Source organism: Gluconobacter albidus (genome assembly GCF_002723915.1).
In the GTDB taxonomy this organism is placed as follows: domain Bacteria; phylum Pseudomonadota; class Alphaproteobacteria; order Acetobacterales; family Acetobacteraceae; genus Gluconobacter; species Gluconobacter albidus.
The window spans coordinates 88,334-109,793 of record NZ_BEWL01000007.1 but is presented as its reverse complement, the minus strand read 5'-3'; the positions used below and the strand labels follow the sequence as shown (position 1 = coordinate 109,793).

Below are 21,460 nucleotides of genomic sequence, written 5' to 3'. Positions count from 1 at the left end.
CTGATAGACTTGTGGCATGTCTCATGCCGATTTTGTTCATCTCAGAAACCACTCTGCCTATTCCCTGAGTCAGGGCGCAATCCGGATTCCGGAACTTGTGAGTCTGGCCGCCAAAAACGCAATGCCAGCCGTGGCCCTTACGGATAGCGGCAATCTTTTCGGAGCGCTGGAATTCTCGCTCTACTGTCGGAGCAATGGGGTGCAGCCGATTGTGGGCTGTCAGATTTCGCTTCCAGCGCGCTCGACCAAACCCGGAGCCGTTTCAGAGCCCTTGGTCATTCTGGCGCGGAATGAGGAAGGGCTCGCAAATCTTCAGATCCTGTCTTCTGAAGGGTTTCTGAACGGCGATCCTGCAGATCCTTCCATTGCGGTCGAATTTCTCTGTCAGCACGCGGCGGGGTTGTTCCTGCTGACGGGCGGCAATCGCGGTCCGATCAACAGACTGATTCTTGAAGAGCAGAAGTCTGAGGCAAAAGCGCTTCTGACACGGCTGGAAGAGGCTTTCCGGGGAAATATCGCGGTCGAACTGAACCGGCTTGGAGAGGCTGGAGAACAGGAAGTCGAGAGCGTTCTGATCCCGATGGCGGATGAGATGAACATTCCTCTGGTGGCGACCAATGAATGCTTTTTTCCCAAGCCTGAAATGCATGAGGCCCATGACGCTCTTCTCTGCATCGCACAGGGGCGGACCATTGCTGAAGATGATCGCTGGCATGTGTCTCCGCAGGCTTGGTTCAAGACCCCGGCGGAGATGCGGGCTGTCTTTCATGATCTGCCGGAAGCCTGCGACAATACGCTGATCATTGCCCGGAAATGCGCCGTGGCGGCCTGCACGCGCAAGCCGCTTCTGCCAATCTGCCCGAAGGTTCGAGAAGGCTCGACGGAAGAAGAGACCCTGCGGGCCATGGCCTGGGAAGGGCTCGAAAAGCGTCTTGAAGCAGTGAGTGCGGATGAAGAAAAGCGCAGGCTTTATTCCGAACGTCTTCAGATTGAACTCGATATTATCGCAGGGATGGGGTTCCCCGGTTACTTCCTGATCGTTGCCGACTTCATTCAGTGGGCGAAAGCGCACGATATTCCGGTTGGTCCGGGGCGTGGATCAGGCGCAGGGTCGCTTGTGGCCTATGCTCTGACGATTACGGATATCGATCCCATTCCGTTCGGGCTGCTGTTCGAAAGGTTTCTGAACCCCGAACGTGTCTCGATGCCGGATTTCGATATCGATTTCTGTCAGGACCGTCGCGACGAGGTGATCCGTTATGTGCGCGAGGAATACGGCGGAAGTCGTGTGGCGCAGATCATCACGTTCGGAAAGCTTCAGGCCAAGGCGGCGGTTCGGGACGTGGGCCGTGTTCTGGGATTGCCTTATGGCATGGTCAACCGTGTTGCCGAACTGATCCCGAACAATCCCGCCAAGCCCGTGTCGCTCTCGGACGCGATTGATGGAGAGCCACGGCTTCAGGAAATGCGCGACAGTGATGAGTCGCTCAAGCGTCTCATGGAAATCGCGTTGCAACTTGAAGGGCTGTACCGTCATGCCTCCACCCATGCTGCGGGTGTGGTGATCGGTGATCGGGAACTGGTGGAACTTGTCCCACTGTACCGTGACCCGAAGAGCGACATGCTCGTTACGCAGTACAACATGAAATATGTCGAGCAGGCCGGTCTGGTAAAGTTCGACTTCCTTGGTCTGACGACACTTACAATCCTCAAACGTGGCCTAGATTTCCTTAAAGAACAGGGCATTACAGTCGATCTCTCACGCATTCCACTGGATGATGCCAAAACCTTCGAAATGCTGGCCAAAGGCGATACGGCCGGCGTGTTCCAGTTCGAAGGCGCAGGCATGCGGGACATGCTCAAGCAGATGGCGGCCAGCAGGCTCGAAGATCTGATTGCGGGTGTGTCGCTGTATCGTCCGGGGCCAATGGCCAATATTCCGGATTACTGCCGTCGCAAACATGGCGAGCACTGGGAGCCTCCGCACGAGGAAATCCGCGATATTCTTGAAGAGACCTACGGCATCATGGTCTATCAGGAACAGGTCATGCAGATCGCGCAGAAGATGGCTGGCTACAGTCTGGGTGGGGCTGACCTGCTGCGGCGTGCGATGGGCAAGAAGATTGCCTCTGAAATGGAAAAGCAGCGCGCGATCTTTACCGAAGGTGCAACGGCACGCGGAATCCCACAGGATAAAGCCGTCGAAGTCTTTGATCTTATGGCTCGTTTTGCCGATTACGGCTTCAACAAGTCTCATGCGGCTGCCTATGCGCTGGTGTCCTATCAGACGGCCTGGATGAAAGCGAACTATCCTGTGGCGTTTCTTGCTGGCTGCATGTCTCTGGCCCGGGAAAAAACGGATAAGTTGGCAGCACTCTGCCAGGAAGCGCGTCGGATGAAAATTCCCGTGTTACCCGTTGATATTAATAAATCTATGGCGGATTTTTCCATCGAGACGCTGGAGGACGGACAGCAGGGTATTCGTTATGCGCTTTCCGCGATCAAGCGTGTGGGGGCAGCGGCGATGGAAAGCGTTGTTGCTTCGCGCGGCGATCGTCCGTTTCAGGATCTGACGGATTTTTCGGAGCGCTGTGATCCCCGGAGCCTGAACAAGATTCAGATCGAAAGTCTTGCAAAAGCAGGGGCTTTCGACAGTCTTCTTAAAGACAGACATACTGTTTTTGCCAGTGCGGACATTCTTCTGAGGCGCGCGCAGGCGCGTGCGCAGGAAGAAAAAATGGGCCAGACCGGACTTTTTGGTGGAGCGGGACAGGAGCGCGAGATCCTGCGACTGAACGAAGGTCGCCCGTGGCCGGATTTCGAGCGTCTTTCGCTTGAGGCTTCGGCTATCGGTTTTCACATGAGTGCCCATCCGCTGGATGCCTATCGCAGCGTGTTGCGCAGGCTTGGGGTTACCCCATCTAACGCTCTGGAAAATGCCGCAAAAACAGGCACTACCCGTGTCAAAATCGCAGGGTGTGTTGTAGATCGTAAGGAGCGTCCAACCCGGACGGGCAAGAAGATGGCCTGGGTCAATCTGTCTGATAGCGGCGGAGGATGTGAGGTCACGCTCTTCTCGGAAACGCTGATTTCCTGCCGCGATCTGCTGGTGGCCGGACAGGCCATTCTGGTGAATGCCGAACTCAAGATTGACGGGGATGCGCTGCGGATTACGGCTCAGAGCGTCATTGATCTCGAGGCTGCGGCCGCTGCAGAGCGTTCTGAAATCCGGGTCTGGCTGAAGCAGGAAAGCGCTCTGTCCGAGCTCACGGCTCTTCTCGAAGAAGTTCAGGGCGGCTTTGGCCGGGTGAAACTCCTGCCGTCCGTTGAGGAGACGCAGGACGTGGAAATCTCCATTCCGGGGCTGTATCGCGTGACCCCCCGGCTGGCGGAACGACTACGGACAATCCGGGGCGTCGAAAAGGCGCAACAGGTCTGATCCCGTGTGCGGATACTGTGTGAAATCCTGCGGACAGACCTTGCGTCCGCAAGGATTTTCCGTCATATCGCGACCGTTCTTCATCGGGATCTCTCGATGGGAACAATCCGCACGCATGGCTCTCGGGTTTTCTGGTGTCCTGATTTTAAGGACGTTGCCATGCGGAGGTTCAACCAGACGCAAGGAATTCTGAATCATGGCAATGCCTGATTTCACCATGCGCCAGCTGCTCGAAGCCGGCGTTCATTTCGGTCACCACACCCGTCGCTGGAACCCGGCCATGGCGCCGTACCTGTTCGGTGTGCGCAACCAGGTTCATATCATTGACCTGCAGCAGACGGTCCCGATGCTGGACCGCGCCCTGAAGGTTGTTCGTGACACCGTTGCAAATGGCGGTCGCGTCCTGTTCGTTGGCACCAAGCGCGCTGCGGCTGACCATGTTGCTGAAGCTGCACAGCGTTGCGGCCAGTACTATGTCAATCATCGCTGGCTCGGCGGTATGTTGACCAACTGGAAGACCATCACGGGTTCCATCAAGCGTCTGCGCCAGATCGACGAAATGCTCTCCGGTGGCACGGCTGGTCTGACGAAGAAGGAAGTTCTCGACATCACGCGTGACCGCGAGAAGCTCGAGCGTTCCCTCGGTGGCATCAAGGAAATGGGCGGCCTGCCTGACCTGCTGTTCGTGATCGACACGAACAAGGAAAAGCTGGCGATTGAAGAAGCTACGAAGCTTGGCATTCCGGTCATCGGCGTTCTGGACAGCAACTCCAACCCTGCCGGCGTGACCTATCCAATCCCGGGTAACGATGACGCCATCCGCGCCATCACCCTGTATTGCGATCTGGTTTCCGGCGCGGTTCTCGACGGCATTTCCGCCGAGATGGCTGCTTCAGGTCAGGACATCGGTGCTGCCGAGGAACTGCCGGCTGAGACGGCTGTTCTGGAAGCCGCCGCTGCTGAAGGCGCAGAAGCTCCCGCTTCCGCAGGCTGAACAGACTGCCGGGGTCCGGTCATGGAAAACGGCAACTGAAACATGGCATGCGGCCGGGCGAGTTCGTCCGGCCGCATGATCTTTTTTGAGGGATGAGATAAATGGCAGAAATCACAGCAGCCCTGGTTCGCGAACTGCGCGAAGCCACTGGCGCAGGCATGATGGATTGCAAGAAGGCCCTGACGGAAGCTGCCGGCGACATGGACGCCGCCATCGACTGGCTGCGCACGAAGGGTCTGTCCCAGGCTGCAAAGAAGTCCGGTCGCACGACGGCTGAAGGTCTGGTTGGCGTTGTGTCCGCCAAGAACCGCGCCGCCATGGTCGAAGTCAACGCCGAGACGGACTTTGTTGGCCGTAACGAAGCCTTCCAGGCATTCGTCGAGCAGGTTGCTCATGTTGCGCTCGAAGTCGGTGACGATCTGGACACCATCAAGGCTGCAAAGGTTCCGTCCGGCCGTACGGTTGCTGACGAACTGACACACCTGATCGCCACGATCGGCGAGAACATGGCCATCCGTCGGGCCAAGGTCCTGTCGGTCGAGTCCGGCGTTGTTGCCAGCTATGTCCACAGCGCACTGCGCCCGGGCATTGGCAAGATCGGCGTTCTCGCCGCTCTGGAAGCTCCGTCCGAGTCCGATGCGCTGCTGACGCTGGGTCGCCAGATCGGCATGCATGTTGCGGCAACCCGTCCGGCTGCCCTGAACGTTGCCAGCGTCGATCCGGAGTCCCTGGAGCGCGAGCGCGCTGTTCTGATCGAGCAGGCCCGTGAGTCCGGCAAGCCGGAAGCCATCATCGAGAAGATGGTCGAAGGCCGTATCCGCAAGTTCTATGAAGAAGTCGTTCTTCTGGAGCAGGTGTGGGTGCTGGACGGCGAGAGCCGCGTGTCCAAGGTCGTCGAAAAGGCTGGCGCAAAGCTGGCCGGTTTCGAGCGCTTCCAGCTCGGTGAAGGCATCGAGAAGGAAGAAAACGATTTCGCTGCCGAAGTCGCTGCTGCCGCTGGCACCAAGTAAGGTTTTCCGTTTCTGTCCTGAGCCGGGTCTGTCTGGTTCAGGTTGGAGGTGAAAGTCTGTAGAAAGGCCCCTGTGCGCTTTGGCGTACGGGGGCTTTTTTCGTTTTTGGCCGTTTTGGAAGGATCAGGGATGGAATGGGAAGCGGCGGCGCTGGTTCTGTCGGTCCGGCCTTATGGCGAGGGCAGTGCACTGGTCCATCTGTTCAGCGAGGAGCAGGGCGTCTCGCATGGAATGGTGAGGGGCGGTGCTTCGCGTCGGCAGGCATCCCTGTGGCAGACGGGCAATCTGGTTATGGCGCGTTGGCGGGCGCGGCTGGCGGATCAGCTCGGCACATTAACAGCCGAGCCTGTGCAATGTGTGGCAGGGCGTATTCTGGATGCACCGCTACAGCTTGAGATGGTGAGCAGTGCGTGCGCCCTGGTGGACGGAGCCTTGCCACAGGGCGAGGCGCATCCGGAACTGTTCATGCGGCTGGTGCGGCTTCTGACGCTGATCAGTGTAGCCCCGGAACCGGCCCCAATGGGCGCCTATCTGCGCTGGGAAAGCCAGCTTCTGACCGGGCTCGGTTATGGACTGGATCTTTCGGACTGTGCGGTGACAGGTTCGGCGGACGATCTGGTGTACGTGTCGCCACGCTCTGGTCACGCCGTAAGTCGGAATGCCGCAGGAGAGTGGCGGGACCGTTTGTTGTCGTTGCCGGCGTTGATGATGGATGAGGCCGATGACGGGACGCCTGAAGACTGGAAAAACGGTCTTGCGCTGACAGGGCATTTCCTGTCGCGCTGGGTCTTCGGTGTGCGGCATCAGCCCCTGCCGGCAGCGCGGGAGAGGCTGGTCGATTATGTGCAGCGGCTTCAGATTGGTCCGGATAATGCCGCGGACCCGGCTCAGTAGGAAACGTGGCTGGGGCCGGGACGCAGGCCGCTGACGACATCCACGTCGGCCGTACTCGCCCAGACGGACCAGTCCCAGCCAGGATGTTGATTAATCTCGGCTGTCATGCGCTGTTCCTGCGCAAGGTCGACCGGATGGCTGGCTCTGTAGGCAGCATAGGCGCTTTTGTCGCCCATATAGACGCAACCACACGCGATGGGGTCGGCGTAGAGCAGGACCGGCTGTCCGTTCTGCATGCGATAGGCCAGCGTGTCGGGGGGCAGGAGGTTCATCATCGCCCAGCGTGCCGTCGTGTCGGCCGGGTGCGCCGTAAACCCTGCCAGTGCGAGAGACATCTCGGCTTTCTGGATCGGACGGTATGGTGAGCAGGCGGCCATACCGATGAGGAGAGCGCTGGACAGAAGAGCATGCCAGTGTCTAAGTCCTGCACGAAAGAGGGGAGAAGCATGGGAACGGATCTGGCGGGTCATATCGAGGATACCAAGCTCGCTGAGGCTCTGAGCGAGCGATATATTGCGTATGCGATGTCGACAATCATGTCGCGTTCCCTTCCGGACGTGCGTGATGGCCTGAAGCCGGTCCACCGCCGCCTCCTTTATGCGATGCAGCAGTTACGCCTTGATCCCACATCAGGGTTTAAAAAGTGTGCACGTGTCGTCGGTGACGTGATTGGTAAATTCCATCCGCATGGCGATGCGTCCGTATACGAGGCGCTGGTGCGTCTGGCGCAGGATTTTGCGGTCCGATACCCGCTGGTCGAGGGTCAGGGTAATTTCGGCTCCATCGACGGTGATGGCGCGGCAGCCATGCGATACACGGAAAGCCGCCTGACGGAAGTCGCACAGGCGCTGCTGGACGGCATTCAGGACGATGCGGTCGATTTCCGCGCGACATACGACAACGAAGATCATGAACCGATCGTGCTGCCGGGGACGTTCCCGAATCTGCTGGCTAATGGTGCCGCAGGCATTGCCGTTGGTATGGCCACGAGCATTCCGCCCCATAATGCCGCTGAAATCTGCCGGGCCGCGAAGCTTCTGATCGAAAAGCCGGATGTGACGATCGCCGAGCTGGTGGATCTGATGCCGGGGCCGGATTTCCCCACCGGTGGCATTCTGGTCGAAGAGCGCGACTCCATTATCCGCTCTTATGAAACAGGACGCGGCAGTTTCCGGACCCGCGCGCGCTGGGAAGTCGAACAGGGACGTTTCGGCACCTGGATGATTATTGTTACCGAGATCCCGTATCAGGTGCAGAAATCGCGCCTGATCGAACAGATCGCGGACCTGATGGAACAGCGTAAACTGCCGCTTCTGGGCGATGTGCGGGACGAGAGCACGACCGATATCCGCCTCGTGCTGGAACCCAAGACCAAGGGTGTCGAGCCCGAAGTCCTGATGGAGACGCTGTTCCGCAATACGGCGCTTGAGAACCGTTTCAGTCTGAACATGAATGTTTTGGGCGGTGATCGCGTTCCGGGTGTGTTGTCTCTGAAAGAGGTTCTGCGGGCGTGGCTGGACCATGTGCACGAAGTGCTGGTGCGGCGGTCGAACCATCGTCTGGCGGCGGTGCTGCGACGGCTGGAAATCCTTGAAGGTTTCCTTGCGGTTTATCTGAACCTTGATGAGGTCATCCGCATTATCCGCGAGGAAGACGAGCCCAAGGTCAGCTTGATGGAGACGTTCAGCCTGACGGATATTCAGGCTGAAGCCGTGCTGAACATGCGCCTGCGCTCTCTGCGTCGGCTGGAGGAAATGGAAATCCGGCGTGAGCGGGACAAGCTTGCTGACGAGCAGAAGGCGCTTGAAACGCTGCTGGGTTCGGAGCGTCGGCGTTGGACGCGGATCTGTAAGGATCTGGATGGCACCATCAAGAAGTTCGGCTCCGGCCCGCTTGGGGACCGGCGGACGCTGATTGCGGCGGCACCGGAACCCATTGATATTTCCGCAGCATTGGAAATCGACCGTGAACCGCTCACGGTTCTGCTGTCTCGCGAAGGGTGGATCCGGGCGATGAAGGGCCATGGGCTTGATCCGCAGGGACATCGCTTCAAGGAAGGCGATGAAGGCTGGCTGTCGGTGGAATGCCAGAGCACGGACCGGCTGTGCCTGATCTCCAGCAGTGGCAAGGCCTATACCATCAAGGCGGCTGACCTGCCGCGTGGACGAGGGTTCGGGCAGCCGTTCCGGACCGTCGTAGAGGTGCCGCAGGAAGACCGGGTTGTGACCCTTTTCCCGGTTTCAGACGAGGGACGTCGCCTGATCGCCTCTGCATCGGGACGCGGGATGATCGTGTCCGAAGCTGGTCTTGTGGCGGAAAAGCGGACGGGCAAGCAGGTTTTCAACGTCAAGGACGGGGATGAGGTGTTTGCCTGTATTTCGGTGAGCGGCACGCATGTCCTGACGCTGGGGCAGAACAAGCGGGCACTGATTTTCCCGCTGGAACAGGTGCCGGAAATGACCCGTGGAGGTGGTGTCGCATTCCAGAAGCTCGGGGACAGCACATTGCGTGACATGCGGACCCTGACCCTGTCCGAGGGGCTGTTGTGGCAGGAAGGGCAGCGTGTTCGTGCAACAGCCGATCTGACCCCACTGGAAGGTCGCCGGGGAGCCGTGGGCCGCGCGGCCCCGCAATGGATGCTGCGTAAGGGCTAAGGGCAGTTAGGTCGGGAGTGTCCCGGCCAGCAGGCTCCAGTGCCCATCCCGAAAAACTTCGGCGGGCCCGAAGGCGGCTTTATACGCCATCTTTGGGCTTCCGGGGACGTAATAGCCCAGATATAGGTGCTCCAGCCCCATCCGGGCAGTCTGTTCGATCAGCCATAGGATCGAAAACGTCCCCCAAGATGCCGTCAAATCGTTGACATCATAGAACGTATAGACGGCGGACAGCCCATCCGATAGACGGTCAATCAGGCTGACGCAGACAAGCGTTCCATCGGGGCGACGGAATTCGGCCAGAAACGTCTCGACCGGCGTGTTGGCGATGAGTTCCACATAATCGCGCCAGCACATATGGGCCATGTCGCCATCGGGATGGCGGACAGCCTGATATATTTCAAACAAGCGGAACTGTTCGTCCGTGGGAACCGGAGGCACCATGTTGACGATAAGATCAGTATGGCGACTGCTGATTTTTTTCTGGGTCCGGGTCGGGGCGAACGTGGCAGCCGGAATGCGCATGGGCGTGCAGGCGCGGCAGCCTACACAGACGGGCGCATAGGCGATGGCATGGCTGCGGCGGAACCCGGCCTGTGACAAGCGGTTATGTAAGGCAACGGCATCGGGGCCAGCCAGTTCGGTCAGAACCTTGCGCTCTGTCCGGTCGGGCAGGTAGGGGCACGGAGCCGGCGCCGTCGTGTAGAAGAGCTGTGGGCGGTGCTGCATGGGACGCTCTCCTTTTCAGATGACGGGCTGAAAGATGATCCTATCGCAAGGAGAGGGGATGGCGCATCCACGATCTTTGCGAAAGGATGGCGAAAGATGATCCGCGCGGATCGTCCATAACAGGGAAATTTATGCTGCACTGGACCGTTTTCCATCTTCTCGTGCAGATCCTGCGCTGGGTTCTTCCTCTTTTCGTGACGGTTCATGCCCTCGTTCACAAGCGGAACACGGCGTCCTGCACGGGATGGATCGGTATCTGCTGGATTGCGCCGTTTTTGGGTACGGTTCTGTATTTGATGTTCGGCATCAATCGCGTCCGGCGCCGGGCGCAGAAAATGGTGGACCGTCATTTGTGGGAGGGGCGCGACCCGCTGGCGCAGTACCGGCAGATCGTGGACGGCACTCTGGCGCCACTTTCAAAAATGCTGGGCCGTCTGACGGAGCGGCCCCTGATGCGGGGCAACTCCATCACCTGCCTGCATGACGGAGACAATGCCTATCCCGTGATGCTGGAGGCGATCGGGCAGGCGAAGACGTCGATCATTCTGTGCTCCTATATTTTCCGTGACGATAAGGTCGGCCAGCGTTTCGTAGAGGCGCTGGTGGCGGCCAAACGGCGGGGCGTGGAGGTCCGTGTTCTGGTGGACGGGATCGGGAGCGGATATTTCCGCTGCGGCATCGAACGTCGCCTGCGACGTGAGGGTGTGGCCTGCGCGCGCTTTATGCACTCGGTCTGGCCGTGGCGCATGCCGTTCATCAACCTGCGCAACCATCGCAAGATTCTCGTAGTGGACGGCACTATTGGCTTCATGGGCGGCCTGAACATCGGCGAGGAGAACATGCTCCGCCTGCGGACGAAACTGCCGGTGGCGGATACGCATTTCCGTCTGCAAGGGCCGATCGTGCATCAGCTTGCAGTCGCGTTCGCGTGGGACTGGTCGTTCACGACGGGCGAAGAACTTCAGGGCGAGCGTTATCTGCCTGAACCGCAGCCGGTGGGTGATGTGCCGATGCGGATCGTCACGTCAGGACCGGATACGGATCTGGAAAAGATCGAATATGGGATGTTGCAGGCTTTCTCACTGGCGCGGACCCATATCTGGGTGATGACGCCCTATTTCCTGACGGATGACCGCTTCTCGACAGAACTTGTTCTCGCGGCCCTTCGGGGGGTGGTGATTGACATTGTCGTGCCCAAAAGCAGCAATCACGCCCTGATAGATCATGCGCGGGACGCCAATCTGCGGCAGTTTCTGGATGCAGGGTGCCGGGTCTGGATGGCGGATCCGCCGTTCAATCATTCCAAGCTGATGGTCGTGGATGATGAATGGAGCTTCGTTGGAAGTGCCAATATCGACATGCGTTCCCTGCGGCTGAACTTCGAGATCAATCTGGAAATTTATGACCGGGACGTAGCCAAAGAACTGGCCACATTTATGGAAACGCATCGTCGCAACCGGCTGACCCATCATGATCTGGACAGCAAGCCGTTCCTGATCCGGATGCGCAATAATGCCGTCAGGCTTTTGCTGCCGTACCTCTGAGAGATGTCAGGCGCCCAGCCTCAGGGTGACGCAGATGGGGCGGTGATCCGAGCCGAAGCGCGGCAGGGCGCGTGCCTCCATGCGCGCCAGACCGCGCACGAGGCATCGGTCCAGCCGCAGGGGAAGATGGTTCAGCATCCGATGCGTTTTTTCCTGCGGACCGACATCGAGAAAGCCGGGAAGCAGAACAGGGCCGACCAGATTGAAATCGCCCATGATGACAGCACGATGGCGCATATTGGTGCTGATGCTGCGAAGCTGCCGCCGGTTGAGCAGTTGGCCGTGAGACAGATGGACGTTGGCGAGCGAAAAACTGCCGAAATCAATAAGCTGTGCCGTGCGTTTGACCAGCAGGCCGCGCGGCAGGCGGCAGAATGACGGCGGACGCGTGAAGGGCAGGCGGCTCCAGCAGGCTGTGCCATGCGGACGGCCGGGAAGCGGGATGCGGTCATAATAGCCGCCGAGAATTTCGGGGAGTTCGTCCACGGCCTCCTGCGCCTCCTGCATCACGACGATGTCCGGATTTTCCGCACGGATGACGGTCAGAACGTCCTCAAGCGAGGCGCCTTCCCAGCGATAGAGGTTCCAGCTCAGGATTTTGAAAGAGGCTCCGGATTGAGGAAATGCCGTCATTTCGGAGGCTCCGACAGGTAGAGAGGGTTACGCCCGCGATGATGGGGACCGGCGGCGAATTCGCTGGTCAGGGTGTAGCCGACCGCCAGCAGGACAGGACCGAGGAAAATGCCGACGCCGCCAAAGGTCACGATCCCCCCCAGAACGCCGAGGACGGTCAGCAGATAGGGAAGCTGGGCGCCACGCGCAATGAAGGCCGGACGGATGATGTGGTCCGCGCCGGAGATGATGAGAACGCCATAAATCGCGAGAAACAGTCCGTGCCCGACATGATGCGTCATGCCCAGCCAGATGGCGGCCGGCACCCAGACCAGCGGTGCGCCGATCGGGAAGACCGCAACGAAAGCGGTGATGCCCGCCAGCAGAACGGGAGACGGCACTCCTGCCAGCATCAGGCCGATTCCCGTCAGCACGCCCTGGATCAGCGCCGTGCCGAGGATACCATAGACCGTCCCGCGCACGGTGCGGCCAATGATGTTGATGAGCCTTGGCGTGGTCTGCGGACCCGCGATGCGGTCGATCAGGGCCGCAATGGTATTGCCGAGCGTATCGCCGTTCAGCCACAGGAAGAAGGCGACGAACAACGCCATGACGAGTTCAGCGAGGCCGCTTGCGAGCCGCAGGAGGACCGTCAGGGTGAGATGCGCGATCTGTCCGGCATAAGGACGCAGGACTTCAGTCGCAAAAGCACCGACATCATGGCTGAAATGGTGCCAGGCATTGACGAGATGCGGGCCTGCCATGGGAATGCGGTTCATCCACTCCGGAGGCGGATTGGCGCTGGTGACATGCAGGATCAGGGTGTCGATTTCCGAGATCGTGCCGGGAATGTCGTTGATGCCCGCGCTTGTCAGCACCGTCATCGGAACCAGAATGAACAATGCGCTCAGGGCCATCATGGCAAGGGCTGCGAGAACGGGGCGGACATGGCGGCGCATACGGCGATAGATCGGCCATGTCGTGAAGGCGAGAATTGCCGCCCACAGGATGGCTGAAAGGAACGGCCACAGGATGATGCCGCATCCATAGGCGATTCCCGCCAGAACCAAGCCTAGGATAATCCGTTCGGTCGTCATGCGCGGATATGCCCCGATCCGAAGGCGAAGGGACGACACGGATGGCATGACGGTGTGGGCTGCGTGCTCATGGAATGACACATTGGCACGCTCTGGCGTTGGACGCATCCCTCGACCTATGGTGTGGTCATGACGATCTCGCCACTTGTTGATGCCGCGACCCTGATCCCGGAGGTCGGCCGGTTCATTCCCCTTGATGCCAGCGTGCTTTTGCCGGGGCAGAAGGGCGATCCCGATTCCGCATTTGTCGCGCAGCACCTTCCCGGTGCACGCCGATTCGATATCGACGTTTTCGCCGATCCGGAGAGTCCGCTTCCTCATACGGTGCCGGGCGCGACACGGTTTGCCCGGCTGATGTGTGAACTAGGCGTGAGTGAGGAAATACCGGTCGTGTTTTATGACGGGCGTGGAAGTGTGGGTGCCTGTCGTGGATGGTGGCTTGCACGGCTGTTCGGGCATCGGAATGCGCGGATTCTGGATGGCGGTCTTGAGGCCTGGGTGAAGGCGGGCGGTGCGGTTGAAAGTGGTGCACCACCTGTAATTGAACCGGCAGTTTTTCGTCCCCGGCCGCATTATGGGCTTCTGGCGGGTTCGGGCGATGTCCGTCAGGCGCTGAAACGGACCGATGCGCTGGTGCTGGATGCAAGAAGTGCGGGCCGTTTTGCTGCGACGGTACCTGAGCCCCGACCGGGTGTGCGTGGCGGTCACATGCCAGGCGCGCAGAGCATGGACTGGACGCGCCTTGTGGACGGAAATGGCTGCTTTCTGCCCACCGTCGAGCTGAAACGGGTCCTCGCAGGTGCGGAAGGACGTTCCGTTATTGCGAGCTGCGGTTCGGGTCTGACAGCCGCAACGATCGTGGCGGCTCTGGCCATCGCGGGATATGGCGACGCAGCTTTGTATGATGGATCCTGGGCGGAATGGGGAAGCGACCCCGACGCGCCGGTTGTGACGGGAGAGGCATAAGAATGAGTGATCTGGAACAGCGGGTGAGTGCGGGATGGAGCCGGATGGGCTCCATGCTGGTGCGGGAAGGGCGTTCGCATGAGCTTCCCGAAACAGGAACGTTCGTAAATGCACCGGTCAGCCGGGGTTCGACCGTCCTGTTCCCGACGCTGGAGGCCATGAACAGGACGGACGGCCGCAGCCACGCGCACAAGGCGGTGTACGGGGCGATGGGATCGCCGATCCAGCACCAGCTTGAGGAAATGCTCAGCCTGATCGAAGGCGGGACGCATACGCAGGTCGTCAATTCAGGTCTGGCGGCGTGTACGATGCCGCTTCTGGCGTTTCTGGGCTGCGGCGATCATCTGCTTCTGCCCGATTCGGTGTATGGCCCCACGCGACGTTTTGCAGGGACGATGCTTCAGCGGCTGGGCGTGGTGACGACCTATTATCCGCCCATGGCCTCACGCGCCGAGATCGCGGCACTTATACGCCCAGAGACGAAGGTCCTGTTCGCTGAAAGCCCGGGCAGTCATACGTTTGAAGTGCAGGACGTGCCGATGCTGGCCGAAGTGGCGCATGAGGCTGGGGCACTTCTGATGCTGGATAACACCTGGGGCATTGGCGTGTTTCAGCCCTTCGTCCATGGCGTGGACGTGTCGATTCAGGCGCTGACGAAATATCCCGCCGGGCATTCGGACGTCATCATGGGATCGGTTACGGTCAATGACGAAGCACACTGGAAAACGCTGCGTGACGCCGCGATCCAGCTCGGACAATGCGCAGGTCCGGATGACTGCTGGCTGACGCTGCGGGGCCTGCGGACGATGGGCGTGCGGCTGGCGCATCAGGCACGTTCGGCACTGGAAATCGCGCAGTGGCTCAAAACGCGCCCTGAAGTCGCGCGGGTTCTGCATCCGGCACTGCAGGACTGCCCGGGGCATGAATTCTGGAAACGGGATTTTACGGGGGCCTGTGGACTGTTCGGCGTAGAGCTTCAGCCGGACATTTCCATTGAGGCGACCGAACGGATGATCGACGGGCTGAGCCTGTTTGGGATCGGGGCGTCCTGGGGCGGTTATGAAAGTCTCGTCCTGCCAACGACCGGGCATATCCGGCGCGTCACGGGTGAGGGCGGCCCAACATCCGCGACGTTCCGCCTCCATATCGGACTTGAAGGCGTTGAGGACCTGAAGACCGATCTGGCACGCGGACTGGATGGCCTTCAGTTCTGAACCTTAGCGGCGGCGGAAAGTCAGGGCTTCAGCGACGTGATGGCGCTGGATGCTCTGGGTACCTTCCAGATCGGCGATTGTGCGGGAGACGCGGATCAGGCGCGTGATCCCGCGATTGGACAGGCGTAGTTTTTCAGCCGCCTGTTCAGCGATGGACCGGGCGTCGTCGTCCATGTCGAGATCGTCAGGGGAGACCTGCGAATTAGGAACGCCCTGACGGACAATCTGGCGCCTGCGGGCAATTTCCACGCGGGCCCGAACCGTCGCGCTGGTTTCACCTTTCGGGGCGCGGCTGATCTCGATGGGGGAGAGCGGATCGATTTGCACGCACAGGTCGATGCGGTCGAGCATCGGGCCGGAAATCTTGGCCGTATAGTCTTCCCCACAGCGCGGCGCCTTACGGCAGCTTCGCTCCAGATCGCCCAGATAGCCGCAGCGACACGGGTTCATGGCGGCAATGAATTGAAAGCGCGCGGGATAGGTCGTGTGATGGGCCGCGCGGGCGATGGAAATGCTGCCGGTTTCGATCGGCTGGCGCAGAGACTCCAGACAGGATCGTGAGAATTCTGGAAGTTCATCAAGGAACAGGACGCCATTATTGGCAAGGCTGACCTCGCCGGGCCGGGCTTTCGCGCCCCCACCCACAATGGCGGGAAGGCTCGCGCTGTGATGCGGTGCGCGATAGGGTGGCCGGACGACCAGCCTGCCGTTCTGCAGAATGCCGGAGACACTGTGAATGCGGCTTGTTTCTAGGGCTTCTTCGCGTGTCAGATTGGGAAGAATACCGGGCAGACGGCTGGCGAGCATGGATTTACCGGCACCAGGCGGTCCGCTCATGAGCATGGAATGCGCTCCTGCGGCAGCGATTTCCAGAGCGCGCCGTCCAAGCAGCATGCCTTTGACGTCCGCCAGATCGGGGCCGTATTCGATCACCTGTCCCGTTGGTGGCGGTGCCGGGGGCAGGATCTGCTGTCCCTGAAAATGGGAAACGAGAGTGGCGAGCGTCGGCGCCCCGAGAACGTCCGTACTACCATTACCCCAGCGTGCTTCCAGAGCCTGCGCGGCCGGACAGATCAGGCCGAGTTCGTCCGCGACGGCGCCAATCGCGGCTGAAAGGACGCCCGCAACGGGATTGATCCGACCATCCAGCGAGAGTTCGCCGACAGCGGCATAGGCCGAGACTGCCTCGAAAGACAGGATCCCCATGGCGCAGAGCAGGCCAAGCGCGATGGGAAGGTCAAAATGTGCGCCTTCCTTGAGAAGATCAGCGGGCACGAGATTAACGAGAATACGTTTGGGTGGGAGCGCCAGTCCCATGGCCGTCAGCGCGGCGCGGACACGTTCGCGCGCCTCACCGACGGATTTGTCCGCTAGCCCTACAACGAGAAACGCCGGAAGGCCGCTGGACACCTGAACCTCGACCGTGACCGGAACGGCTTCGATCCCCGAAAAGGCGAAGCTCTGGATACGGGCGAGGGCAGGTGCATGCGGGCTGGGACTCGTCATGAGGCAAATCCTAGCCCGAAATTATTTCCTGTTGGTTAACGGAAAAGATGTCAGGAACGCTGGTAAAGCAGACGGGCACGGAGTGTGCCGTCAAGCGCCTTGAGGCCGTCCAGAAGCTTCGTGTCCATCTCAGGGCCCTCCGACTCGGCCTCGACGACGACATAGCCCACTTCGCCATCCGTCTGGAGATACTGGGCGGTCACGTTGCAGTTCTGTGCGGCAAACAGATCGTTGATCTGGCGCATGATGCCGGGACGGTTGGCATGGACATGCATGAAGCGCGTGCCGCGCGGGCGTTCGGGAAGCTGGACGCTGGGGAAGTTGACCGACCCGATCGTGGACCCCACGTCGGAATAATCGACCAGCTTGCGCGCGACTTCGACGCCGATGCGCTCCTGCGCTTCCATGGTGGAACCACCGATATGCGGCGTGAGAATGACATTCTCCAAACCCTGGAGCGGGGATTTGAACGCTTCCCCAGCCTTTTTGGGCTCCACGGGGAACACATCCACGCCCGCACCCATGAGATGGCCGTCCTTGAGGGCGGCGGCGAGGGCGTCGAGGTCCACGACGTTGCCGCGCGCGTTGTTGAGCAGGATAGAATTGGGCTTCATGGCCCGGATTTCCGTCTCTCCGATGAGCAGATCGGTTTCCGGCGTCTGCGGGACGTGGAGGCTGACGATGTCGGACTCGGCCAGCAGATCATGCAGGGTCGGAACAGCGATGGCATTGCCGTGCGGCAGACGAGGCATCACGTCGAAATACAGGACGCGCATGCCGAAAGCTTCGGCAAGGACGGAAAGCTGCGAGCCGATGGAGCCATAGCCGACGATACCGAGCGTTTTGCCGCGGACTTCCCAGGCGTTGGTGGCGGATTTGTCCCAGCCGCCCTTGTGGCAGGCTTCCGAGCGCGACGGGATGCGACGGAGCAGCATGACAACCTCACCCATGACCAGTTCGGCCACGGAACGGGTGTTGCTGAAAGGCGCGTTGAACACCGGAATACCCAGCATGCGGGCAGCATTCAGATCGACCTGATTGGTGCCGATGCAGAAGCAGCCGATGGCCATGAGGCGGTCTGCGACTTCAAGGATTTCGCGCGTGAGCTGGGTCCGGCTGCGGATACCGACCATGTGCACGCCCTGAAGGGCTTCCTTCAGCGCGTCGCCTTCAAGGGCGCCCTTGACCCGCGTGACCTCTGCATAGCCTTCTGCGGCGAAATGGGAAGCGGCGCTTTCGTGAATGCCTTCCAGAAGAAGAATGCGGATCTTGTTCTTGGGGAGAGAGAACTGCGTTTCCATAAATCCGTCCCGGTCATGAACCGGAAGGCTCCGGTTTCAATTCAAACTGGTTCACCAGATCTGGCCGTGACCAGACAGGCCCCGGCTGATGTCTGCCGCCACGTCCGCCGGGGCCCCCTCCCTAGCCGATCAGCGGGTTTCAGGAAAGATGGTGGACAAGTTCGGGAAGCAGGGTTGCGTCTCCGCAGGCCAGGACCGTGCCATCGCTTTCGAGGGTCAGGCTCTGTCCCTGCCAGTCTGTAATGCGGCCTCCTGCACCTTCCACAACTGGAACGAGCGCCCCCCAGTCCCATGGATTCATGGTGCATTCCGCAATGACGTCGATCTGCCCAAGGGCGAGGAGGCCGTAAGCGTAGCAGTCTCCGCCCCAGGACGTGCGGCGGGTGTGCTTCTGCAGATTGGCAAACCGCGGCGCATGACTGGCGGTCATGATTTCCGGTGCGGTGCACGAGAGTTCGGCCTCGGCGGCTTTCGGGCAGGGACGGGTGCCAATGGTTCCGGGAAGACGCTCGGACAGGAACTGCGTGGGTCGTCCCGAAACACCAATCCAGCGCTCCCCGGTCACAGGCTGGTCGATCAGCCCGAGCACGGGACGCCCCTTGTGAAAGAGCGAAATGAGCGTGCCGAAGGTGGGGCGGCCGGTCAGGAAGGCGCGGGTACCATCAATGGGATCGAGAACCCACAGCCAGTCTCCGTTCGCGCCGCTCATGCCATTTTCCTCACCGAGAATGGCGTGTTCCGGCAGGCGTTGTGTGAGAATGTCTCGCATGGCCTGTTCTGCCTGCCGGTCGGCAATGGTGACGGGACTGTCATCGGATTTTGCGTCCGCGCGCAGGGAGGTTCGGAAATAGGGCAGGACAGTCTTGCGGGCGATGTCCGCACAGGCCGTTGCGGCATCGATGGCAGTCTGTACCACGGTTTCATTCATGATTTGTGTCTATTCCCGTCCTGTGAGCGCTGCATGAGATTGACGCCCGTGGTGGCGGGCGGCATCAGGGGAACCATGCATCCGATCATCGTTATTCCCTCCAGACTTGCTTCGACCCGTCTGCCGCGCAAGCCCCTCGCTGATATTGGGGGCGTTCCCATGATCGTCCGGGTCGTCCGTCAGGCTCTGGCAGCACAGATCGGTCCGGTGGTCGTGGCCGCGGGAGACGAAGAGATTCTGGAGGCCATCAGAGGGATACCTGACGTAAAGGGCGTACTGACCGATTCGGATCTGGCGAGCGGCTCGGACCGTGTCCACGCAGCTCTGTCGGAAGTGGATCCTGATGGGGCTCATGATGTGGTCATCAATCTTCAGGGCGATCTGCCTCTGATTGCGCCTTCCAGTCTGGTCGCTGTTCTCAAGCCGCTGGAAGATCCGGCCTTCGACATCGGAACACTGGCCGCTCCTGTCACAAGCGATGCCGAACGCGACGCCCCACAGGTCGTCAAGATTGCGTGTGATTTTAAGGAGGCGGATGTAGCGCGGGCGCTGTATTTCTCGCGCCTGCCCATTCCATGGGGTGCTGGACCCCACTGGCATCATGTGGGCGTATACGCCTGGCGCCGGGCTGCGCTGGAGCGTTTCGTGACGCTCGCGCCTTCCGCTCTGGAGCGCCGGGAGAGCCTTGAGCAGCTTCGTGCCCTACAGGCCGGGATGGCAATTGGGTGTGCAAGGATTGACCATGCCCCCCAGGGCGTGGATACGCCTGCTGATCTTGAGCATGTGAGAGGATTGGTCTGATGCCCGTCATTGCATTTCAGGGCCGTCCGGGTGCCTATTCCGATCTGGCCTGCCGTCAGGCGCGTCCGGGGTGGACGACGCTGCCGTGCCCAACCTTTGCTGACGCGATTGATGCCGTGCATGATGGCCGGGCCGATGAAGCGCTGCTGGCCTGTGAGAATACGCTCGCCGGGCGGGTTCCGGACATTCATTCCCTGCTCCCTGATGCCGGGCTTCATATTGTTGGGGAGTATTTCCAGCGTGTGGAGCACTGCCTGCTTGGCGTTCCGGGGGCAGAAATTGGAGATGTACGGCGGATTCACACGCATCCGGTCGCGATGGGTCAGGTCCGCAAGCTGATCAGCGAGCTGGGTGTAGAACCCGTCATACAGTTCGATACGGCTGGGGCGGCGGAAATGGTCGCGCAGTGGGGGCGTAGGGAGGATGCGGCGATTGCCTCCTCCCTTGCGGCCGAACTGAACGGCCTGACGGTGCTGCGCAGCAATGTGGAGGACGCCTCGCACAACACGACGCGCTTTTATCGTGTGTCCCGCAAGCCTTGCATTCCTTCGCCCGAACGCACAGATGTTCTGACGACTCTGTTGATGAGGGTCGGAAACTGTCCGGGTGCGCTCTATGCGGCATTGGGTGGATTTTCCCGGCATGGTATCAACATGACGCGGATCGAAAGTTACATGCTGGACGGCTCGTTCACGGCGACGCAGTTTCTGATGGATGTCGAAGGACATCCTGAACAGGCGGCTCTGGCCGACGCGCTCGCGGAACTGGAGCAGGTCAGCGATGATCTCAGAATTCTGGGTGTTTACCCAAGCAGCCTCTCACGCCACGCCGCGTGACGGCAGGACAGGAACCCATGACAGAAGACGGAACAATGGCTGACACGAGCATGTATCAGGGGTCTCTGACGGCTCTGGTGACCCCGATGCATACGGACGGGCGGATTGATTTCGACGCTTCGACAAAGCTGATCGAGCGCCAGATTGACGCTGGGACTACGGCACTGATCCCCGCCGGAACGACGGGTGAAAGCCCGACACTGTCGCACGAAGAACACGGCCGTGTTGTCGCACACTGTGTCGAGACGGCAAATGGCCGGGTGCGTGTCATGGCGGGGGCTGGCTCGAACAGTACCTCTGAAGCCGTGCTTATGGCGAAGCATGCTCATTCTGTCGGGGCGGACAGTCTGCTGGTCGTCGTGCCGTATTACAACAAGCCATCTCAGGAAGGGCTGTATCGCCACTTCATGACGATTGCAGATGCGACGCCGCTTCCGATCTTCCTGTACTGCATTCCGGGCCGCTCCGTTGTCGACATTTCGGTGGCGACCATGGCGCGTCTGGGGGAGCACCCCAATATCGTCGGTACGAAGGATGCAACGGCCAATATGGCACGGCCGATCGCGGTGCGTCGGGCGGTGGACAAACCTTTCAACCAGCTTGCCGGTGATGACAATACCGTTCTGTCGTTTCTGGCTGCGGGCGGCGACGGATGTATTGGCGTGACGTCCAATGTCGTGCCGCATCTGTGCGCTGATATGCATCTGGCCTGGCAGGAAGGGCGGATTGAGGATGCGATCGCCATTCAGGACCATCTGACCCCGCTGCATGATGCGATGTTCATGGAAAGTAATCCCGGGCCGGTCAAGTACGCGATGTCGCGGCTCGGTCTATGCGGCGCGACGCTGCGTCTTCCTCTGGCAGAGCCCCAGGAAGCGACTCGGCGGGCTGTTGATGATGCCCTGCGTGCCCTTGAGCTTCTGGACTGAGTGCAG

Annotated in this window: 18 protein-coding genes; 11 read left to right on the top strand and 7 right to left on the bottom strand. The window is 60.3% G+C overall.

From position 1 onward, the window contains the following. Positions 1–16 precede the first annotated feature (16 nt). The 4 genes from dnaE to recO all read left to right on the top strand — a co-directional run bounded on the left by dnaE (position 17) and on the right by recO (position 6,337). On the top strand, positions 17–3,439 hold the full coding sequence (dnaE, locus tag GAL01_RS09730; protein WP_062029692.1) for a DNA polymerase III subunit alpha: 3,423 nt from the start codon (positions 17–19) through the stop codon (positions 3,437–3,439). A 196-nt stretch (positions 3,440–3,635) separates the two neighbouring features. Then, positions 3,636–4,433 (top strand): 30S ribosomal protein S2, encoded by a 798-nt coding sequence (gene rpsB, locus GAL01_RS09725; RefSeq protein ID WP_062029697.1) that lies wholly within the window; start codon positions 3,636–3,638, stop codon positions 4,431–4,433. A gap of 101 nt (positions 4,434–4,534) precedes the next feature. Further along, positions 4,535–5,443, top strand: a complete 909-nt coding sequence (tsf, locus tag GAL01_RS09720) for a translation elongation factor Ts (RefSeq protein ID WP_062029699.1) — start codon at positions 4,535–4,537, stop codon at positions 5,441–5,443. A gap of 129 nt (positions 5,444–5,572) precedes the next feature. After that, positions 5,573–6,337 carry a DNA repair protein RecO gene (gene recO / locus GAL01_RS09715; RefSeq protein WP_062029701.1) on the top strand — a complete coding sequence of 255 codons (765 nt, stop codon included), beginning with the start codon at positions 5,573–5,575 and terminating at the stop codon, positions 6,335–6,337. On the opposite strand, the gene GAL01_RS09710 is transcribed toward recO, so the two are convergent. Then, positions 6,331–6,807 (bottom strand): hypothetical protein, encoded by a 477-nt coding sequence (locus GAL01_RS09710; protein WP_062029718.1) that lies wholly within the window; start codon positions 6,805–6,807, stop codon positions 6,331–6,333. The two genes, recO and GAL01_RS09710, sit on opposite strands and share 7 nt — an antisense overlap. On the opposite strand from GAL01_RS09710, the gene parC reads away from it, so the two are divergent. Further along, positions 6,784–8,991 (top strand): DNA topoisomerase IV subunit A, encoded by a 2,208-nt coding sequence (gene parC / locus GAL01_RS09705; protein WP_062029703.1) that lies wholly within the window; start codon positions 6,784–6,786, stop codon positions 8,989–8,991. The genes GAL01_RS09710 and parC overlap by 24 nt on opposite strands. A gap of 6 nt (positions 8,992–8,997) precedes the next feature. On the opposite strand, the gene GAL01_RS09700 is transcribed toward parC, so the two are convergent. Continuing rightward, positions 8,998–9,720, bottom strand: a complete 723-nt coding sequence (locus GAL01_RS09700) for an arginyltransferase (RefSeq protein ID WP_082790705.1) — start codon at positions 9,718–9,720, stop codon at positions 8,998–9,000. Positions 9,721–9,851: 131 nt separating this feature from the next. Here GAL01_RS09700 and cls point away from each other — a divergent pair, with 131 nt between their 5' ends. After that, complete coding sequence (gene cls / locus GAL01_RS09695; protein WP_062029705.1) at positions 9,852–11,264, top strand: cardiolipin synthase; 1,413 nt, start codon at positions 9,852–9,854, stop codon at positions 11,262–11,264. Between the two features lie 6 nt (positions 11,265–11,270). Here the strand turns inward: cls and GAL01_RS09690 are convergent, their stop codons facing one another. Together GAL01_RS09690 and GAL01_RS09685 are read right to left on the bottom strand one after the other, a co-directional pair. After that, a complete protein-coding gene (locus GAL01_RS09690) occupies positions 11,271–11,897 on the bottom strand; it encodes an endonuclease/exonuclease/phosphatase family protein (protein ID WP_062029707.1) in 627 nt (208 codons plus the stop codon). Continuing rightward, positions 11,894–12,973: an AI-2E family transporter gene (locus GAL01_RS09685; protein ID WP_062029721.1), complete on the bottom strand. Its 1,080-nt coding sequence runs from the start codon at positions 12,971–12,973 to the stop codon at positions 11,894–11,896. Before GAL01_RS09685 ends, GAL01_RS09690 begins: the two co-directional genes overlap by 4 nt. 129 nt (positions 12,974–13,102) lie before the next feature. Between GAL01_RS09685 and GAL01_RS09680 the strand changes: the two genes are divergently transcribed. Both GAL01_RS09680 and metC read left to right on the top strand, forming a co-directional pair. After that, positions 13,103–13,939, top strand: a complete 837-nt coding sequence (locus tag GAL01_RS09680) for a sulfurtransferase (RefSeq protein ID WP_062029709.1) — start codon at positions 13,103–13,105, stop codon at positions 13,937–13,939. 2 nt (positions 13,940–13,941) lie between these two features. Then, positions 13,942–15,153, top strand: coding sequence for a cystathionine beta-lyase (gene metC / locus GAL01_RS09675; protein WP_099253220.1), 1,212 nt, complete (start codon positions 13,942–13,944; stop codon positions 15,151–15,153). A 3-nt stretch (positions 15,154–15,156) separates the two neighbouring features. On the opposite strand, the gene GAL01_RS09670 is transcribed toward metC, so the two are convergent. The 3 genes from GAL01_RS09670 to GAL01_RS09660 form a co-directional block, all read right to left on the bottom strand. Continuing rightward, entirely contained in the window at positions 15,157–16,659 is a 1,503-nt protein-coding gene (locus GAL01_RS09670) for a YifB family Mg chelatase-like AAA ATPase (protein ID WP_062031537.1), read from the bottom strand. A gap of 50 nt (positions 16,660–16,709) precedes the next feature. Then, entirely contained in the window at positions 16,710–17,960 is a 1,251-nt protein-coding gene (gene serA, locus GAL01_RS09665) for a phosphoglycerate dehydrogenase (RefSeq protein ID WP_062031534.1), read from the bottom strand. Between the two features lie 139 nt (positions 17,961–18,099). Beyond that, a complete protein-coding gene (locus GAL01_RS09660; RefSeq protein ID WP_062031530.1) occupies positions 18,100–18,888 on the bottom strand; it encodes an inositol monophosphatase family protein in 789 nt (262 codons plus the stop codon). A gap of 75 nt (positions 18,889–18,963) precedes the next feature. Between GAL01_RS09660 and GAL01_RS09655 the strand changes: the two genes are divergently transcribed. From GAL01_RS09655 to dapA, 3 genes are read left to right on the top strand one after another with little or no spacing between them, the layout of a single operon-like run. Continuing rightward, the gene (locus GAL01_RS09655; protein ID WP_062031589.1) at positions 18,964–19,689 is read left to right on the top strand and encodes a 3-deoxy-manno-octulosonate cytidylyltransferase; all 726 of its coding nucleotides are present in this window, start codon (positions 18,964–18,966) and stop codon (positions 19,687–19,689) included. Continuing rightward, a complete protein-coding gene (locus GAL01_RS09650; protein WP_062031527.1) occupies positions 19,689–20,525 on the top strand; it encodes a prephenate dehydratase in 837 nt (278 codons plus the stop codon). Before GAL01_RS09655 ends, GAL01_RS09650 begins: the two co-directional genes overlap by 1 nt. A 17-nt stretch (positions 20,526–20,542) precedes the next feature. Continuing rightward, entirely contained in the window at positions 20,543–21,454 is a 912-nt protein-coding gene (dapA, locus tag GAL01_RS09645) for a 4-hydroxy-tetrahydrodipicolinate synthase (protein ID WP_082790763.1), read from the top strand. Positions 21,455–21,460: the final 6 nt, after the last annotated feature.

What these genes read in the sequence shown, in the direction of transcription:
- dnaE (WP_062029692.1), top strand. Translation starts at nt 17, where the DNA reads ATGTCTCATGCCGATTTTGTTCATCTCAGAAACCACTCTGCCTATTCC.
- rpsB (WP_062029697.1), top strand. Translation starts at nt 3,636, where the DNA reads ATGGCAATGCCTGATTTCACCATGCGCCAGCTGCTCGAAGCCGGCGTT.
- tsf (WP_062029699.1), top strand. Translation starts at nt 4,535, where the DNA reads ATGGCAGAAATCACAGCAGCCCTGGTTCGCGAACTGCGCGAAGCCACT.
- recO (WP_062029701.1), top strand. Translation starts at nt 5,573, where the DNA reads ATGGAATGGGAAGCGGCGGCGCTGGTTCTGTCGGTCCGGCCTTATGGC.
- parC (WP_062029703.1), top strand. Translation starts at nt 6,784, where the DNA reads ATGGGAACGGATCTGGCGGGTCATATCGAGGATACCAAGCTCGCTGAG.
- GAL01_RS09710 (WP_062029718.1), bottom strand. Translation starts at nt 6,807, where the DNA reads ATGACCCGCCAGATCCGTTCCCATGCTTCTCCCCTCTTTCGTGCAGGA.
- GAL01_RS09700 (WP_082790705.1), bottom strand. Translation starts at nt 9,720, where the DNA reads ATGCAGCACCGCCCACAGCTCTTCTACACGACGGCGCCGGCTCCGTGC.
- cls (WP_062029705.1), top strand. Translation starts at nt 9,852, where the DNA reads ATGCTGCACTGGACCGTTTTCCATCTTCTCGTGCAGATCCTGCGCTGG.
- GAL01_RS09690 (WP_062029707.1), bottom strand. Translation starts at nt 11,897, where the DNA reads ATGACGGCATTTCCTCAATCCGGAGCCTCTTTCAAAATCCTGAGCTGG.
- GAL01_RS09685 (WP_062029721.1), bottom strand. Translation starts at nt 12,973, where the DNA reads ATGACGACCGAACGGATTATCCTAGGCTTGGTTCTGGCGGGAATCGCC.
- GAL01_RS09680 (WP_062029709.1), top strand. Translation starts at nt 13,103, where the DNA reads ATGACGATCTCGCCACTTGTTGATGCCGCGACCCTGATCCCGGAGGTC.
- metC (WP_099253220.1), top strand. Translation starts at nt 13,942, where the DNA reads ATGAGTGATCTGGAACAGCGGGTGAGTGCGGGATGGAGCCGGATGGGC.
- GAL01_RS09670 (WP_062031537.1), bottom strand. Translation starts at nt 16,659, where the DNA reads ATGACGAGTCCCAGCCCGCATGCACCTGCCCTCGCCCGTATCCAGAGC.
- serA (WP_062031534.1), bottom strand. Translation starts at nt 17,960, where the DNA reads ATGGAAACGCAGTTCTCTCTCCCCAAGAACAAGATCCGCATTCTTCTT.
- GAL01_RS09660 (WP_062031530.1), bottom strand. Translation starts at nt 18,888, where the DNA reads ATGAATGAAACCGTGGTACAGACTGCCATCGATGCCGCAACGGCCTGT.
- GAL01_RS09655 (WP_062031589.1), top strand. Translation starts at nt 18,964, where the DNA reads ATGCATCCGATCATCGTTATTCCCTCCAGACTTGCTTCGACCCGTCTG.
- GAL01_RS09650 (WP_062031527.1), top strand. Translation starts at nt 19,689, where the DNA reads ATGCCCGTCATTGCATTTCAGGGCCGTCCGGGTGCCTATTCCGATCTG.
- dapA (WP_082790763.1), top strand. Translation starts at nt 20,543, where the DNA reads ATGACAGAAGACGGAACAATGGCTGACACGAGCATGTATCAGGGGTCT.